Source organism: Acidovorax sp. Root402 (assembly GCF_001425125.1).
Classification (GTDB): Bacteria; Pseudomonadota; Gammaproteobacteria; order Burkholderiales; family Burkholderiaceae_C; genus Acidovorax; species Acidovorax delafieldii.
Window position 1 is genome coordinate 36,640 of the sequence record NZ_LMDQ01000014.1, and the last position, 16,564, is coordinate 53,203.

Annotated in this window: 15 protein-coding genes; 7 read left to right on the forward strand and 8 right to left on the reverse strand. The window is 65.1% G+C overall.

The genetic code is table 11. The annotated features are described in order from the left end of the window. Positions 1 to 7: 7 nt before the first annotated feature. The 8 genes from ASC83_RS11395 to ASC83_RS11430 all read right to left on the reverse strand — a co-directional run bounded on the left by ASC83_RS11395 (position 8) and on the right by ASC83_RS11430 (position 9,393). Entirely contained in the window at positions 8 to 1,564 is a 1,557-nt protein-coding gene (locus ASC83_RS11395; RefSeq protein ID WP_056062288.1) for an ABC transporter ATP-binding protein, read from the reverse strand. Continuing rightward, a complete protein-coding gene (locus ASC83_RS11400; RefSeq protein WP_156379483.1) occupies positions 1,565 to 2,530 on the reverse strand; it encodes a 5'-methylthioadenosine/S-adenosylhomocysteine nucleosidase in 966 nt (321 codons plus the stop codon). A 111-nt stretch (positions 2,531 to 2,641) separates the two neighbouring features. Beyond that, positions 2,642 to 3,652, reverse strand: a complete 1,011-nt coding sequence (locus tag ASC83_RS11405; RefSeq protein ID WP_056062290.1) for a BMP family protein — start codon at positions 3,650 to 3,652, stop codon at positions 2,642 to 2,644. 300 nt (positions 3,653 to 3,952) lie between these two features. Next, positions 3,953 to 4,582, reverse strand: coding sequence for a uracil phosphoribosyltransferase (upp, locus tag ASC83_RS11410; RefSeq protein WP_056062295.1), 630 nt, complete (start codon positions 4,580 to 4,582; stop codon positions 3,953 to 3,955). An 83-nt stretch (positions 4,583 to 4,665) separates the two neighbouring features. Next, positions 4,666 to 5,640: a threo-3-hydroxy-L-aspartate ammonia-lyase gene (locus tag ASC83_RS11415; RefSeq protein ID WP_056062298.1), complete on the reverse strand. Its 975-nt coding sequence runs from the start codon at positions 5,638 to 5,640 to the stop codon at positions 4,666 to 4,668. A gap of 205 nt (positions 5,641 to 5,845) precedes the next feature. Continuing rightward, positions 5,846 to 6,688, reverse strand: coding sequence for an enoyl-CoA hydratase-related protein (locus tag ASC83_RS11420; RefSeq protein ID WP_056062301.1), 843 nt, complete (start codon positions 6,686 to 6,688; stop codon positions 5,846 to 5,848). A 170-nt stretch (positions 6,689 to 6,858) separates the two neighbouring features. Continuing rightward, positions 6,859 to 7,671 carry a hypothetical protein gene (locus ASC83_RS23940; protein ID WP_056062304.1) on the reverse strand — a complete coding sequence of 271 codons (813 nt, stop codon included), beginning with the start codon at positions 7,669 to 7,671 and terminating at the stop codon, positions 6,859 to 6,861. 183 nt (positions 7,672 to 7,854) lie between these two features. After that, the gene (locus ASC83_RS11430; RefSeq protein ID WP_056062307.1) at positions 7,855 to 9,393 is read right to left on the reverse strand and encodes a helicase HerA-like C-terminal domain-containing protein; all 1,539 of its coding nucleotides are present in this window, start codon (positions 9,391 to 9,393) and stop codon (positions 7,855 to 7,857) included. A 79-nt stretch (positions 9,394 to 9,472) separates the two neighbouring features. On the opposite strand from ASC83_RS11430, the gene ASC83_RS11435 reads away from it, so the two are divergent. From ASC83_RS11435 to rng, 7 genes are all read left to right on the forward strand, one after another. Beyond that, entirely contained in the window at positions 9,473 to 10,192 is a 720-nt protein-coding gene (locus ASC83_RS11435) for a YebC/PmpR family DNA-binding transcriptional regulator (protein ID WP_015014275.1), read from the forward strand. Between the two features lie 112 nt (positions 10,193 to 10,304). Further along, positions 10,305 to 11,585: a phosphoribosylamine--glycine ligase gene (purD, locus tag ASC83_RS11440; RefSeq protein WP_056062310.1), complete on the forward strand. Its 1,281-nt coding sequence runs from the start codon at positions 10,305 to 10,307 to the stop codon at positions 11,583 to 11,585. Then, positions 11,585 to 12,574: an oxygen-dependent coproporphyrinogen oxidase gene (gene hemF, locus ASC83_RS11445; protein WP_056062314.1), complete on the forward strand. Its 990-nt coding sequence runs from the start codon at positions 11,585 to 11,587 to the stop codon at positions 12,572 to 12,574. The genes purD and hemF overlap by 1 nt, the downstream gene beginning before the upstream one ends. Positions 12,575 to 12,758: 184 nt before the next feature. Then, positions 12,759 to 13,622, forward strand: a complete 864-nt coding sequence (rsfS, locus tag ASC83_RS11450) for a ribosome silencing factor (RefSeq protein WP_056062317.1) — start codon at positions 12,759 to 12,761, stop codon at positions 13,620 to 13,622. A 73-nt stretch (positions 13,623 to 13,695) separates the two neighbouring features. Further along, entirely contained in the window at positions 13,696 to 14,163 is a 468-nt protein-coding gene (gene rlmH, locus ASC83_RS11455) for a 23S rRNA (pseudouridine(1915)-N(3))-methyltransferase RlmH (RefSeq protein WP_010458753.1), read from the forward strand. 264 nt (positions 14,164 to 14,427) lie between these two features. Next, the gene (locus tag ASC83_RS11460) at positions 14,428 to 15,042 is read left to right on the forward strand and encodes a nucleoside triphosphate pyrophosphatase (protein WP_056062319.1); all 615 of its coding nucleotides are present in this window, start codon (positions 14,428 to 14,430) and stop codon (positions 15,040 to 15,042) included. Between the two features lie 30 nt (positions 15,043 to 15,072). Further along, positions 15,073 to 16,563: a ribonuclease G gene (gene rng / locus ASC83_RS11465; protein ID WP_056062322.1), complete on the forward strand. Its 1,491-nt coding sequence runs from the start codon at positions 15,073 to 15,075 to the stop codon at positions 16,561 to 16,563. The last annotated feature ends 1 nt before the right edge of the window (position 16,564 follow it).

Consider the following 16,564-nt stretch of genomic DNA (forward strand, 5'->3'; position numbering starts at 1 on the left):
TTGTCGCTCAATGGGCAGCGCCCGCCATGGCCAGGCCGATGGCTTCGCGTGTCCAGTCTTCGGCGCGTCGCGCCTCGCTCAGTTGTCCGTCGTGCATGACGGCCACACGGTCACCCAGCGCCAGCACTTCGTCCAGATCGTCCGAGATCAGCAGCACGGCCGCTCCCGCATCGCGCGCGTTGATGAGCTGCTGCTGCACAAACATCACCGCGCCAATGTCCAGCCCCCAAGTAGGCTGGTGCGCCACGATGAGCTGGGGCGCAGGCGCGGTGTAGCCTGCTGCGTCCTTCGGCGGCATCAGCGCCCGGCCCAGGATGAGCTTTTGCATGTTGCCGCCCGACAGCGACCGGGCGGGCGCGTCGGCACCGCCGCCGCGCACGTCAAAGGTCTCGGCCACGCGCTGCGCGTGCTGGCGCGCGGCGCGGCGTTTGACCCAGAAGGCGCGGAACCACGGGTGCGCAAACCAGGGCCCGCGCAGGCGTTCGGCCACCGCGTTCTCCCACACGGGCAGGTCGCCCACCACGCCCACGGCGTGGCGGTCTTCGGGGATGCGGGCCACGCCCTGGCTTACTAGCCAGGCAGGCCGCGCTTGCAACGGTGCGCCGCGCAGCGTGACCTGGCCGGTGGAGGCGCTGCGCACGCCGCACAGCAGGTCGGCCAGTGCCACTTGGCCGTTGCCGCTCACGCCCGCAATCGCCACGATCTCGCCAGCGCGCAGGGCGAGGGAGACCTCGTGCAACCGATCGCGCCCCGTGGGCGCGGTGCTCACGTTGTTGAGCGTGCAGATGGGCTCGCCCACGCTCCCCGCGGGGCGGCGTTCGGCCGCTTCAATCGCGTGACCCACCATCCACTGCGCCAATTGCCCTTGCGTGGTGCCCCGCGCAGGCGCCTCTGCCACCAGCTTGCCCTGGCGCAGCACGGCCACGCGGTGCGATACACGCAGCACCTCGCCCAGCTTGTGGCTGATGAAGATGATGGACAGGCCCTGCGCCACCATTTGCGCCAGGGTGTCGAACAGTGCCTCGCTCTCTTGCGGGGTGAGCACGGCGGTGGGTTCGTCCAGGATGAGGATGCGGGCGCCCCGATAGAGGGCCTTCAAGATTTCGACCCGCTGGCGCTCGCCCACCGAGAGGCTGCCGACCTTCGCATCGGGGCTCACTGGCAGGCCAAACTGCTGTGACACCGCCAGCAGCTTGGCGCGCGCCACGCTGCGGCGTGAGAAGGGCTGCCACAGCGGCTCGCTGCCCAGCAGCACGTTGTCCAGCACCGTGAGGTTGTCGGCCAGCGTGAAGTGCTGGTGCACCATGCCAATGCCCGCCGCCAGCGCTGCACGCGGCTGGCCGGGCGGCAGGGGCTGGCCGAAGACTTCGATACTGCCTTCGTCAGCCACGTAGTGCCCGAACAGGATGGACATCAGCGTGGACTTGCCTGCGCCGTTTTCGCCCAGCAGGGCCAGCACTTCGCCGCGTGCCAGGGTCAGGCTGATGGCGTCGTTGGCGACGAGCTTGCCGAAGCGTTTGGTGATGTCCGACAGTTTCAGGACGGGGGCGTTGGTGGAGGCCATCTACTTCCACGCCGCCAGAAACGCCCGCAACACCTTGGCCGAGTTGGCGGCCGCCAGGCCCATGAAGGTGCCCATTTCGTTCTCGCCCTCGCCGCCACCGGCGAGGTCGCTCAGTGACCGGAAGGCGATGTAGGGCACGCCATTGCTGTGGGCGACCATGGCGGTGGCGGCGGTTTCCATGTCGAGCACGTTGGCCCCGAAGGTCTTGAAGGCGTACTCGCGGAAGGCCTTGTTGTCCACAAAGGCCTGGCCCGATACGCCGTTGCCGCCCACCACCAGTTGTGGGCGCTGCTTGAGGCAGGTGGCGGCCAGGCAGTGCTCCAGGCCCACGTTCTGCAGGCTGCGGGCGGTGGCCAGCATCTTCGGGTCGGCTTCGAACCAGAACTTCTTGCTGAGCTGGGGGTTGGCAGCCGATCGCACCTCCACCGGGCGCGGGTGCATCATGCCGAAGGCGGGCATCGTCAGCTCGCTTTGCATCCACGCGGGGGCGCTGTACTGGCCGGGTTTGTCTTCGCGCGCCATCAGCCATTCCATGTACTGGCCCCACTGCGCAGGCACCGTCACGTCGCCAATGTGCAGGCTAGGGTTCACGCCGCCCGCGATGCCGCTGAAGACCACATGGCTCACGTGGAAGCGGTCCAGCACCAGCTGGGTGTTCATGGCCGCGTTGGTCATGCTGATGCCCGACAGGAAAACCACCACGGGTTTGCCCTCCAGCGTGCCGGTGGTGAACTCCACGCCGTTGATGCTGTGCTTGGAAGGCTGCTGCACCTGGGGCAACAGCACGGTCAGCTCGGGCGCAAAGGCGGAGATGACGGCGATGCGGGGCGTGTCGTCCAGCCGCACGGCTGTTTTGCCAGGCGAGGTGGCGGCACAGCCCGCGACCACGGCGGCCAGGGCCAGGGCGCCCAGCAGGCGGGTGCACCGCGTTGTCAGAGTCGGCTTGGTGGTGTGGTGCGAAAACATGATCGGTGAGCCAATAGCGGTGAGCATCAAAACAAACAGGCCACCGCTTTGCTGGGGTGGCCTGTGCACAGAAGTTGAGGACGCGGGCACGGCGCCCGCTGCATCCGGTGCTTACTTGGCCGTGGACTTGGGCTGGCTGTCGTCCACCTTCACGGTGAACTTGCCGGCCAGGATGTCGGCCTCCTTGGCCTTGACCTTGGCGACGATGTCGGCCGGTACCTTCTTCTCGAATGTGCCCAGGGGCGCGAGTTCGGAGCCCTTGTGCTTCATCATCGAATACGGGCCGTAGTCCTCGGCGGTGAATTTGCCGTCCTTGACCAGCTTGAGCGCGCGCTCGATGCTGGGCTCCATGTGCCACAGGGCCGATGCCACCACGGTGTCGGGGTACTGCTCTTGCGTATTGATCACGTTGCCGATGGCGAGCTTGCCTTTTTCCTTGGCCGCGTCGCTCACGCCAAAGCGCTCGGCGTAGAGCACGTCGGCGCCCTTGTCGATCATGGCGAAGGTGGCTTCCTTGGCCTTGGGTGGGTCAAACCAGCTGTTGATGAAGGTGATGGTGAACTCGACCTTGGGGTTGGTCTCCTTGGCGCCCGCCATGAAGGCGTGCATCAGGCGGTTGACTTCGGGGATGGGGAAGCCGCCCACCATGCCGATCTTGTTGGTCTTGGTCATGCCGCCAGCCACCATGCCGCTGAGGTACGCGGGCTCCTGGATGTAGTTGTCGAACACGCTGAAGTTGGGCGCCTGCGGCTTGCCGGAGGAGCCGAGCAGGAACGAAGTCTTGGGGAAGTCCTTGGCCACCTTGCGGGCGGCGGCCTCTACCGCAAAGGCCTCGCCCACGATGAGCTGGTTGCCGCCGGTGGCGTACTCGCGCATCACGCGCTCGTAGTCGGCGTTGCTCACGTTTTCGCTGGCCTTGTATTCGATTTCGCCACGTGCCTCGGCGGCCTTGAGGGCCTTGTGGATGCGGCTGACCCATTGCTGTTCAAAAGGCACCGTGTAGATCGCCGCGACCTTGATCTTGGACTGTGCGAAGGCCAAAGAGGGCGCCATCGCCATGGCGGCCGAGAGGGCCATGGAGGTGCAGAGCAGGCGTCCGGTGAAGATGCGGCGAGTGGTCATGGTGGGGTTCCTTCAGACAAGCAAACAAGGAGGTTGGGTGTGCTGCTACCAAGCAAGGAGCGCGCCAGTCGGTGGCTGTGTAACTGCAAACCAGCGGCAAGTCTGCCAGAGGAAAGCCACCAGTTGGTAAAAAAATGGTGCATGCGTGCAGCGCATCAGGAAACCAGGCTGGGGCACCCCACCAGGGTAGGGCTCCCAATGGGCTGTTATGCAACGCAGAGAGGCCCGGTGATGAAAAAAAAGCCACCGCTGGGCGGCAGGCCCTGCGGTGGCTGGTGCACGGGCGCTGCCGTTGTGCGCTTATTTGGTGCCAAAAATGCGGTCACCCGCATCGCCCAGGCCCGGCAGGATGTAGCCGTGGTCGTTCAGCTCGCGGTCGATGGCGGCGGTGAAGATGGGCACGTCGGGGTGGGCCTTTTGCAGCGTGGCCACACCTTCGGGGGCGGCCAGCAGGCACACGAACTTGATGGAGCGGGGGTTGAGCTTCTTGAGGCGGTCCACACAGGCGGCGGCCGAGTTGCCGGTAGCGAGCATCGGGTCCACCACGATGATGTCGCGCTCGTCCATTTCGGACGGCATCTTGAAGTAGTACTCCACCGGCTGCAGCGTGGCCGGGTCGCGGTACAGGCCGATGTGGCCCACGCGGGCGCCGGGCACCACGTTGAGCATGCCGTCCAGAAAGCCGTTGCCCGCGCGCAGGATGGAGACCAGCACCAGCTTCTTGCCGTCGATCATCTTGCCGGTCATGGTCTCCAGCGGGGTTTCGATCTGCACGTCCTGCAGTGGCATGTCGCGCGTGACTTCGTAGGCCATCAGCGTGGAGAGTTCGCCCAGCAGGCGGCGGAAGCTGTTGGTGCTCGCGTCCTTCTTGCGCATCAGCGTGAGCTTGTGCTGGACGAGGGGGTGGGTGATGACGGTGACGTTGCTCATGGGGAACCTGAAAGGAGAAGGGCAGAGGCCTTTGCGCTGACGAACAGGCGCGCTCTGCCGCGCGGTGAGTGAAAAAGTGGGGGCTAGTCTGCCAGAAACCGTGCCAGCCGCGACAAATCGACGTTGCCGCCGCTGATGAGGATGCCGACGCGCGCTCCGTGGATGTCGACGTTGCCATGCTGTGCCCCGGCGAAGGCCAGGGCGCCTGTGGGCTCGACCACGATCTTCATGCGTTCGGCAAAAAAGCGCAGGGACTCGACCAGTTGCTCGTCGGTGGCGGTGACCATGTCGTCGGCCAGGCGCTGGATGATGGGGAAGGTGAGCTGGCCCAGCGCCTGGGTTTGTGCGCCGTCGGCAATGGTGTGGGGCGTGGGGATCTGCACCACATGCCCGGCCTTGACCGACTGCTGGCCGTCGTTGCCCGCTGCGGGCTCCACCCCTACCACCCGGCATTGCGGCGCCAGGGCCTCGGCGGCCAGCAGGCTGCCCGCAAGCAGGCCGCCGCCGCCGACGCAGACGAACAGGTAGTCCAGGTCGGGCACTTCTTCAAAAAGCTCCTTGGCCGCCGTGCCCTGGCCCGCGATCACATGGGGGTGGTCGAACGGGGGGACCAGCGTCATGCCGCGCTCCAGCGCCAGGCGGCGGCTGATGGCCTCGCGGTCTTCGGTGTAGCGGTTGTAGGTGACGACCTGGGCGCCATAGTCGCGCGTGGCGGCCATCTTGGAGGCGGGGGCGTCCTCGGGCATGACGATGGCGGCAGGCATGTCCAGCAGCCGGGCCGACAGTGCAATGGCCTGCGCGTGGTTGCCCGCCGAGAAGGCGAGCACACCGCGTTCGCGCTGCTCGTCGGTGAACTGGGCCAGGGTGTTGAACGCGCCCCGGAACTTGAACGCGCCGGTGCGCTGCAGGTTCTCGCACTTGAAGAACAGCTGCGCGCCCAGCCGCTCGTCGGCGGTGCTGGAGCGCAGCACGGGCGTGCGGTGCGCCATGCCCTTGAGCCGGTGCGCGGCAGCGGCCACATCGTCGTAGGTGGGTGGGGTCAGGCTGGGCAGCGTCATGGTGGCGGCATCCTTGTGGACAGGGCTGGAAGACGGCCATAACTGGCGCAGCCCTTGAAGCCTGATGATAGCCCTTTGCCTCGCCATTTCAAGCAAAAGGGCTTGCAAGCGCTAGTGCTGCATGCCTGGGCAGCTATACATTTTGATGTGGCACATGCCCGTGCGCGCCCCACAATCCGGGCCGCATGGCGCGGCCCGGCGGCGCTCAGCCCAGCTCGCTGAACCGTTGCAATGGTGTGAGCGCCGGGAACTCGCCCGCGCGTTTTTGCTTCATGGCCGTGACCGATTCGCGCACATGCTGGTTGCTCCAGATGGCGCCCTGCAGCCAGCCCATCTGGCGCAGGCTGTCTTCCACGCTGTGGTCGCGCGCGTAGTTCACGGCCTGCTTGGTGCCCCAGATGGCGACGGGTGGTTTGGAGGCGATCTCCTTCGCGCATTGCAGTGCGGCGGCCACCATGGCATCCTGTGTGTCGAACACTTCATTGACCAGGCCATAGTCCAGGGCCTTGGCTGCGCTCAGGCGGCGGCCGGTGTACGCCAGCTCCTTGACCACGCCCAGGGGGATGAGCTTGGGCAGGCGTTGCAGCGTGCCCACGTCGGCCACCATGCCGATGTTGATTTCCTGGATGCAGAAGAAAGCGTCGGCCGTGGCATAGCGGATGCAGCCTGCGGTGACCATGTCCACCGCTCCGCCGATGCAGCCGCCGTGGATGGCCATGATGACGGGGATGCGCAGGTTGTCGATGCGGGTGAAGGTGGCCTGCATGTCCGTCAGCAGGTCAAAGATGGCGGCACGGCCCTCGGGGCTCTGGTCGTCCATCGTGATGGCGCCGCCAAAGGTTTCCAGCGCCATGCCCGCGCTGAAATGTTTGCCGGTGCTGCTGATGACCAGCGCCCGCGCCGCGCCCGCCTGGTGCAGCTGTGCCAGCACCGCGTCCAGCTCGCGCCAGAAGGTGGGGTGCATGGTATTCATGGCCTCGGGTTTGTTCAGAACCAGATGGGCCACATGGTCAGTGATGCTGAGGGAAAAGCAGGTGAGGGTGTTCATGGGGTGCCACTGTAGACCGGTGTGCGCAGGCCCGGTCGTCGCCTGGGTGACTGGGCTTGATTTCAGGCAATTTTGGCTGCAGGCGCTAGTGCATCATGCCCGGGTAGCTATCAAAAAGAGAGTGATTGGGGCTGGCGTTGTGTCGCCAACGGGGTCGGTGGTTCAGGCGCTCAGTCCCCGCCACCACCACAACCGCCGCCGTCTCCCCCGCCATCCCCGCCGCCGTCACTGCCTGCATCCGAACTCTCGGCGCCGCCAAAGTCGCCCGAGCTGCCGCTGTAGCTGCCGTCCGAAAAACTGGTGCCGCAGTAGCTGTCGCCGCCGCTGCCACCCGCGTCGCTTTTGCGGGCGATGTCGGAGCAGTCGGGCACGTAGCTGAAGCCTCCGGCAATCGCGAACTTGGCGTCCAGCGCAAACAGCAGGGGCAGGCGGCTGGGCGCCTTGGGGTCGATGGATTCTTCCTTGCACACCCAGTACCAGCAGCGGCGCAGTCCGTCGTTGTGGCGCGCCTTGTGGCCCAGCGCCTCGGCGGGTGTGTGGTGCAAGAAGAAACCCAGTGCGTTCTGGCACCACAGCTTGTACGCCTGCGTGTGCAGGATGAATTCATGCCACAGCGCATCGACCGCCTTGGATGGCATGGCCACAAACTGCTGGTTGCTGCGCAGGCAGGCCATGAAGAACTGGCGCAGGCCGCGTTCCACCAGCTCACAGTCGCGGGTGCTCAGGTGGGGGTAGGTTTCGCGCAGCCTGCGCTGCAGAAAGCGGGGCAGGGGAGCCTCGCGGATGTAGCGCTGGCGCACTGCGTTGGTCCACTGGATCACCAGCGCCGTGATGATGACGGTGGCAATGAAGTACAGGACCCAGGGCCAGCGCAGGCGCCAGGCGCCTGCAAAGATGCCGAGGATGGCTGCCACCCACACCCCAATGGCCAGCAGCATGACCTTGCCGCCCCAGCGCAGCAGAACGTTTTCAATGCGTGTCATCGTCCCTCCTTCTTTTTGTTGTTGTGTATGGCGATTTCACGGCGGCCATGTGACTGATTTGTGACGAATCGCGGGGTGTCGTCAAAAGGTCACAGGCGCCATGTTGTGCGCTTTCACAGGGAGGCGAGCCAATGGCGGGAGGGGCGCCGCCGGTCTATGACGCCGGGCGCCGTCCCAACGGCGTCAGCGGCGCTTGCTGCCGCCGCCAAAGATGCCGCCGAGCACGCCCCGCAAAATCTCCTTGCCGATCGTGGTGCCCATGGTGCGCACGGCGGACTTGGCCATGGTCTGCGCCAGGCCGTCGCGTTTGCCGCCTCGCGGGCCGGTGCTGCCAAACAGCACATCGTTCAGCCCACCCAGCAGGCCGCCGCCTTCTTCGGTGGGCGTACCGGTGGCCACCTTGCCGTTGCCCCCGCCCGCTGTGTTGCCCGCCTGCCCGCCAGCTTCGGCGGCGCGGCCCTTGAGTTTTTCGTAGGCCGACTCGCGGTCCACCGCCTTTTCATACACACCCGCGACCAGAGAACTGGCCATCAGGGCCTGGCGCTGCTGCGGGGTGATAGGGCCCAACTGGCTGCCGGGAGGCAATACAAACACGCGCTCGGTCACGCTGGGGCGGCCCTTGGCGTCCAGAAAGCTCACCAGCGCCTCGCCCACGGCCAGCTCGGTAATGGCGGTTTCAATGTCCAGCCCCGGTTTTTGCCGCATTGTGGTGGCCGTGGCCTTCACGGCCTTTTGGTCGCGCGGGGTGAAGGCGCGCAGCGCGTGCTGCACGCGGTTGCCCAGTTGGGCCAGCACGCTGTCGGGGATGTCGAGCGGGTTTTGGGTCACGAAGTAAACCCCGACGCCCTTGGAGCGCACCAGGCGCACCACGAGTTCGATGCGCTCCACCAGCACCTTGGGCGCCTCGTTGAACAGCAGGTGGGCCTCGTCAAAGAAGAACACCAGTTTAGGCTGGTCCGGGTCGCCGATTTCGGGCAGTTGCTCGAACAACTCCGACAGCATCCACAGCAAGAACGTAGCGTACAGACGCGGCGAGTTCATGAGCTTGTCGGCCGCCAGGATGTTGACCACGCCATGGCCGTCCACGGTCTGCATGAAGTCCTGGATGTTGAGCATGGGCTCGCCGAAGAACTGCGTGCCGCCTTGCTGCTCGATCTGCAGCAGTCCGCGCTGGATGGCGCCCACGCTGGCGGCGCTCACGTTGCCGTACTCGGTGGTGAAGTCCTTGGCATTGTCGCCCACATATTGCAGCATGGCGCGCAGGTCCTTCAGGTCCAGCAGCAGCATGCCGTTGTCGTCGGCAATCTTGAAGACCAGGTTGAGTACGCCCAGCTGGGTCTCGTTCAGGTTGAGCATGCGGCCCAGCAGCAGCGGGCCCATGTCCGACACCGTGGCGCGCACCGGGTGGCCCTGTTCGCCAAACACATCCCACAGCGTGGTGGGGCAGGCCAGGGGCGTGGGCAGGTCCAGGCCCCGCTCCTTGAGCACGGCGGCCAGCTTGTCTCCGATCTTGCCGGGCTGGCTGGCGCCCGTGAGGTCGCCCTTCACGTCGGCCATGAATACTGGCACACCGATGCGGGAGAAGTTTTCCGCCAGGGTCTGCAGGGTGACGGTCTTGCCCGTGCCGGTGGCGCCGGTGATGAGCCCGTGGCGGTTGGCCAGGCCGGGAAGCAGGTGGCATTCAATCGTGTCGTGCTTGGCAATCAGCAGGGGTTCGGCCATTTCGGGTTTCCTCGGGGGTACGGGTTCGGCAAAAAGTAAAATCCACCGACTAGATTAAATCAATACAAAAGGACTTCTCGTGGCAGGACACAGTAAATGGGCGAATATCCAGCACCGCAAAGGGCGCCAGGATGAAAAACGCGGCAAGATCTGGACCCGCATCATTCGTGAAATCACTGTAGCCGCCCGTGCCGGTGGCGGCGACCTGTCTGCCAACCCCCGCCTGCGCCTGGCGGTGGACAAGGCCAAGGCGGCCAACATGCCCGCCGACCGCATCAAGTACAACATCGACAAGGCCACGGGCAACGCCGAAGGCCTGACCTACGAAGAAATCCGCTACGAAGGCTATGGCATTGGCGGCGCAGCCATCATGATCGACACCATGACCGACAACCGCGTGCGCACCGTGGCCGAAGTGCGCCATGCGTTCAGCAAACACGGTGGCAACATGGGCACCGAAGGCTCGGTGGTGTTCCAGTTCAAGCACTGCGGCCAGCTGATCTTTGCCCCCGGTACCAGCGAAGACAAGGTGATGGAAGTGGCGCTGGAGGCAGGCGCTGAAGACGTAGTGACCGACGAAGACGGCGCGGTGGAGGTGCTGACCGCCCCAGCCGACTTTGAAGCGGTGAAGAACGCGCTGGAGGCCGCAGGCCTGACGGCCGAGGTGGCGGGCGTGACCATGCGGCCTGAAAACACCATCGAACTGACCGGCGAAGACGCCGCCAAGATGCAGAAGCTGCTGGATGTGCTGGAAGACCTGGACGACACCCAGGAGGTTTATCACAACGCGGCATTGTGACTCCGCCCCCTAGAGCACCGCTTTTTCTTGCCCTGACCTGTTTTCCGACTGATATTCCCTCGAACCCTGCCCGGCAGCGCTGCGCTGCGGGCCAGGTTCACCAAAGGTTCCTATGAAAGTACTTGTGATTGGTGGCGGCGGCCGTGAACACGCGATGGCGTGGAAACTGAGCCAGTCCCCCAAGGTGACCAAGGTGTTTGTGGCACCCGGCAACGGTGGCACGGCGCTGAACCCCAAGCTCGAAAACGTGGCGATCTCCGACGTGCGCGAACTGCGCGCGTGGGCCCAGGCCGAGAAGATCGCACTGACGGTGGTGGGCCCCGAGGCCCCACTGGCGGCCGGTGTGGTCGACGAGTTCCGTGCCAACGGCCTGCGCATCTTCGGCCCCACCAAGGCGGCAGCACAGCTCGAAAGCTCCAAGGCCTTCTCTAAGGCCTTCATGCGCCGCCATGGCATCCCCACGGCCGACTACGACACCTTTACCGACCCGGTCGCCGCCCACGCGTTTGTGGACCGGCTGGGTGCACCCATCGTCATCAAGGCCGACGGCCTGGCAGCGGGCAAGGGCGTGGTCGTGGCCATGACGCTGCAGGAGGCCCACGACGCGGTGGACTTCATGCTGGTGGACAACAAATACGGTGTGACGCACAACGAAGGCGGTGCGCGCGTGGTGATCGAGGAATTCCTCGAAGGCGAGGAAGCCAGTTTCATCGTCCTGTGCGACGGCAAGAACGTGTTGGCCCTGGCCACTAGCCAAGACCACAAGCGCTTGAAGGACGGCGACGAAGGCCCCAACACCGGTGGCATGGGCGCTTATTCGCCCGCCCCCGTGGTCACGGCCGATGTGCACGCCCGCGCGATGCGTGAAATCATCCTGCCCACCATCCGGGGCATGGAAAAGGACGGCATTCCTTACACCGGCTTCCTGTATGCCGGCCTGATGATCGACGCCAAGGGCCAGCCCAAGACGCTCGAATTCAATTGCCGCATGGGGGACCCCGAGACGCAGCCCATCTTGATGCGCCTGAAGAGTGACTTCAGCGACGTGATGGCCGCTGCCGCCGACGGCAAGCTCGACCAGATGGAACTGCAATGGGACCGCCGCACCGCGCTGGGCGTGGTCATGGCCGCCCATGGCTACCCGGAGAACCCGCGCAAGGGTGACCCCATTACTGGCCTGCCTGCTGAGGCGGACGATGCCGTGGTGTTCCATGCGGGCACGCAGCTGAAGGATGGTGTGGTCAGCGTGACCGGTGGCCGGGTGTTGTGTGTGACGGTGCTGGCCGACAGCGTCAAGCAGGCGCAGCAACGTGCGTATGACGTGGCACGCGGCATCCAGTTTGATGGCGCGCAGTACCGCCGCGACATCGGCTTCCGTGCCCTGAAGAGCTGATGGCAGACGCTCAGACCTTGAACCCAGCCGACACGGTGACCCGCGTGCGCGGCTACCTGGTGGGCCTTCAGGCCCGCATCACCGATGCGCTGGAAGCCGTGGAAGCCGCTGAAGGTGAGGGCGGCGCACGCTTTCTGGCCGATGCCTGGAGCAAGCCGCCCGGCGAGCCGCTGCAGGGTGATGGCATCACCAAGATCATGGAAGGCGGCCGCGTGTTCGAGCGCGCGGGTTGCGGCTTCAGCCACGTACGCGGCCCGCAGCTGCCACCTTCGGCCACGCAGCACCGGCCCGAGCTGGCGGGTGCGCCGTTCGAGGCCATGGGCGTGTCGCTGGTGTTCCACCCGCGAAACCCTTATGTGCCCACCGTGCACATGAACGTGCGCATGATCGCCGCCGGTCACCCCGGTCAGGCGCCCACCTGCTGGTTTGGCGGCGGCATGGACCTCACACCGTACTACGGGTTTGAAGAAGACGCGGTGCACTTTCACCGCACCTGCCGCGATGCGCTCAGCACCTTTGGCGACGACAAGTACCCCCGCTTCAAGCAATGGTGCGACGAGTACTTTTATCTCAAGCATCGCAGCGAGCAGCGCGGCGTGGGCGGCGTGTTCTATGACGATTTCTCGGAGCTGGGCTTTGAACAAAGCCTGGCGATGACGCAGTCGGTGGGCGACGCTTTCCTCGGCGCCTACCTGCCCATCGTCGAGAAACGTCGGGGCATGCCTCACGGCGAGCGCGAACGCGACTTCCAGCTGTATCGCCGGGGCCGCTATGTCGAGTTCAACCTGGTGTGGGATCGGGGTACACACTTTGGCCTGCAGTCGGGCGGGCGAACCGAGTCCATTTTGCTGTCCATGCCGCCGCTCGTGTCTTGGTCTTACCAGCGCTCTGACGCAGCCGATTCGGCCGAAGCCGACCTCACGCAACGCTTTTTGGTGCGGCGCGACTGGCTGGCTGAAGGCCTTGGCGCAGCGCAGTCAATGGCCTGAAAAACGCAAAAGCTATAATTTCAATAGCTGCCCGCGCTTTTCACATGAGCGCAAGAGGTCAAAAACACCTCATATTGCTGCAGCGCCCCAGCACAACACCCGCGCAACACTCAAGGCCCAGCCCGCTGGCTGCGCGATGCGTTGCACGCTATATTGATTCCATTCCCTCTCTATTCACCGCCTGATGACCACCTCCACCAAATCGGAAACCGCTGCCAAAAAAGACGTCACCAAACTCCAGCGCGCCATCGTTGATGGCCTGGAAGACGTCAAGGCGCAAGACATCCAGGTCTTCAACACCGAGCATCTCTCGCCGCTGTTTGAACGGGTGATCGTGGCATCGGGCACCTCCAACCGCCAGACCAAGGCCCTGGCCGCCAGCGTACGCGACGCGGTCAAGGAGGCTGGGTTCTCCAAGCCCCGCATCGAAGGCGAAGACAACGGCGAATGGATCATCGTGGACTGTGGCGCGGCTGTGGCGCACATCATGCAACCGGCCATCCGCCAGTACTACCGCCTGGAAGAGCTGTGGGGCGACACCCCCGTGCGCCTGAAGCTCGGCGCAGCCAAGCCGGTGTCCAGCGCGGCCACAGAGTTGGCCGAGAAGAAGTCGGCCCAGAAGGCGGCCAAGTCTGACGCCAAGGCGGCAGGCAAGGCGCCCGCCAAGAAGGCGGCGGCCCCCACCGTAGCCGCCCGTTCGGGCAAGGCCACCGTCAAGGCGGTCGCCAAGACCGCTGCGAAGACTGCTGCCAAAACAGCCCCCAAGCCCGCTGCAAAAACTGCGGCCAAGGCTGCACCTGCCAAATCGGCTCCCAAGACAAGCACCGCCAAGCCAGCCAGCAAGACCACTGGCGCAGTGGCGACCAAGAAGCCCGCAGCCACCAAGACCCCTGTCAAGACGGTGGTGGTCAAGCCCGGTGGCGCCAAGAAGCCTGCGGCCAAGAAGTCGCCAGCTGCCAAGTCCCCTGCGCGCGCAGCTGCCAAGCCAGCCTCCGCATCGGGCTCCAAGCCCGCGGCCAAGAAGGCACCTGCTCGCAGCAAGGGCTGATCCGTTTCAGCTGCTGCGCGCTCCATCGCTTGCGCGCGGCAGCGGTGACTCCCTCACGCATCCAGGTTGATCCATGAAGCTGCTGATAGTGGCGGTCGGTCAGCGGGTGCCCGACTGGGCGCAGACCGCGTACGACGATTACGCCAAACGTTTTCCACCTGAACTCAAGGTCGAGCTCAAGGCCGTCAAGACCGAGCCGCGCGGCTCCAAGACGCTGGAGACGCTCTATGCCGCCGAGCGTGAGCGCATCGAAGCCGCCATTCCGCGTGGCACGCGCGTGGTGGCACTGGACGAGCGTGGTACCAACCTCACCACCAAGGCCCTGGCCGAACGGCTCAAGGGCTGGCAACTGGGCGGTGACGATGTGGCATTGGTCATCGGTGGCCCCGACGGGCTGGATCCGGCCTTTCGCCAGGGTGCGCACGAGCGCATCCGCCTCTCGGACCTGACGTTGCCGCACGCCATGGTGCGTGTGTTGCTCATCGAGCAGCTGTACCGCGCCTGGTCGGTGAACGCCGGGCATCCTTACCACCGTGAATGAAGCAGACCCTTTGCGATGATGGTCTGTAATACTCCTGTTTTCATAGCTGCTGGCGCTTGATGAATAAGCGTATGGGATGTCCTGCATCACTCCCCGCGGTCTGTGATAGCGCGGCCTCGGGCAGTCCGCTGCGTTGCTTTTCTTGCCAATAGCCCGGCTATTGGCTGCAAAAAGACGCCTTGCGGCCTATCCCGATCCGCACTACCACCGACTTGCGAGGGTGATGCAGGACATCCCTAGCCGATTTTTATTCAAAATCCGTTCATGCCCGACTTCATCTACCTCGCCTCCCAGAGCCCGCGCCGTCGCCAGTTGCTTGAACAGTTGGGCGTGCGCCACGAACTGCTGCTGCCCAACGTGGATGGCGATGAGCCCGAAGACGCTGAAGCCATCGAGGTGGTGCTGCCTGGCGAAGCGCCCACAGCGTACGTGGAGCGCGTGACGGCCCTCAAGCTCGACGCGGCCGTGGCCCGGCGTGCACGGCGCCAGTTACCGGATGCGCCCATCCTGTGTTCCGACACCACCGTGGCCCTGGGCCGCATCATCTATGGCAAGCCCGACGATGCCGCGCATGCGGCACGCATGCTGGCTGAACTGGCAGGGCACGAGCACCGCGTGCTGACCGCTGTGGCTCTGCAGGTAGGCACCAAGCGGCTGACAGCACTGTCGGTATCGCGCGTCACTTTCGCGCCCATGGCACCTGCGCAGATCGAGGCATATGTGGCCACGGGCGAGCCGCTGGGCAAGGCAGGCGCCTACGGCATCCAGGGCCGGGCGGCGGCGTATGTGGAGCACCTGGCGGGCAGCTATTCGGGCATCATGGGGCTGCCGATGTACGAGACCGCGCAGCTGCTGCGCGCAGCGGGTTTTGCGATCTGAGCGACGCCAACCAAAGACAACAACAACGCCATGCAACAAGACATCCTGATCAATTGGTCCCCCCAGGAAACCCGGGTGGCCGTGGTGGAGCACGGCGCGGTGCAGGAGCTGCACATCGAGCGCACGCTGGAGCGCGGTCTGGTCGGCAATGTCTATCTGGGCAAGGTCTCGCGCGTGCTGCCAGGCATGCAGTCGGCCTTTATCGACATCGGGCTGGAGCGTGCGGCCTTCTTGCACGTGGCCGATGTGTGGCAGCGCCAGCCCGATGGCGAGCCGCCCGCATTTGCCCGCAAGAACGAGCCGCAGGTACCGATCGAAAAGCAGGTGTTCGAGGGGCAGGCGCTGATGGTGCAGGTCATCAAGGACCCGATCGGCACCAAGGGTGCGCGGTTGTCCACGCAGATCAGCATTGCCGGTCGCCTGCTGGTGTTTTTGCCGCAGGACGACCATGTGGGCGTGTCACAGAAGATCCCTCCCGCCGAGCGCGATGCGCTGCGCGCGCGGCTGCAGGCGCTGGTGGGCGACAAATCCACGGGCGGTGGCGGCGGCTTCATCCTGCGCACCAACGGCGAAGATTCCACCGATGCCGAGCTGGCCGAAGACATCGCCTACCTGCGCAAGACCTGGGCGCGCATCAAGGAGGCATCGCTCAAGCTGCCCGCCATGTCGCTGTTGCACCAGGACCTGGACCTACTGCAGCGCGTGCTGCGCGATCTGGTGGGCGACCACACGCAGACCATCCGCCTGGATTCGATGGAGCAGTTCCAGCGCCTGCGTGCGTTCGGGCAGGAGTTCATGCCCGCAGCCGCTGGCAAGCTGCAGCACTACAAGGGTGAGCGGCCGATTTTTGACCTGTACTCCATTGACGAAGAGGTGGCCAAGGCCCTGGGCCGCCGGGTCGATTTGAAATCGGGCGGCTACCTCATCGTGGACCAGACCGAGGCGCTGACCACCATCGACGTGAACACCGGCGGCTACGTGGGTGCTCGCAATTTTGACGACACCATCTTCAAGACCAACCTGGAGGCCGCACAGGCCATTGCGCGCCAGCTGCGTCTGCGCAATCTGGGCGGCATCATCATCGTGGACTTCATCGACATGGTGCGGGACGACCACCAGCAGGCCGTGCTGTCGGAGTTCAAAAAGCAGCTGGCCCGCGACAGGGTCAAGACCATGTCATCTGGCACCTTCTCGCAACTGGGTCTGGTGGAGATGACGCGCAAGCGCACCCGCGAATCACTGGCACACATGCTGTGCGAGCCCTGCGAGGTGTGCCAGGGCAAGGGCAGCGTCAAAACCGCGCGCAGCGTGTGCTACGACATCCTGCGCGAGATCCTGCGCGAAGCCCGCCAATTCAACCCGCGCGAGTTCCGGGTGGTGGCCTCGGCCCGGGTGGTGGAGCTGTTCCTGGACGAGGAAAGTCAGCACCTGGCCGGCCTCTCGGACTTCATCAAAAAGCCCATCTCGCTGCAGGCCGAAAGCGCGATGGGGCAGGAGCAGTACGACATCGTGCTGCTGTAGC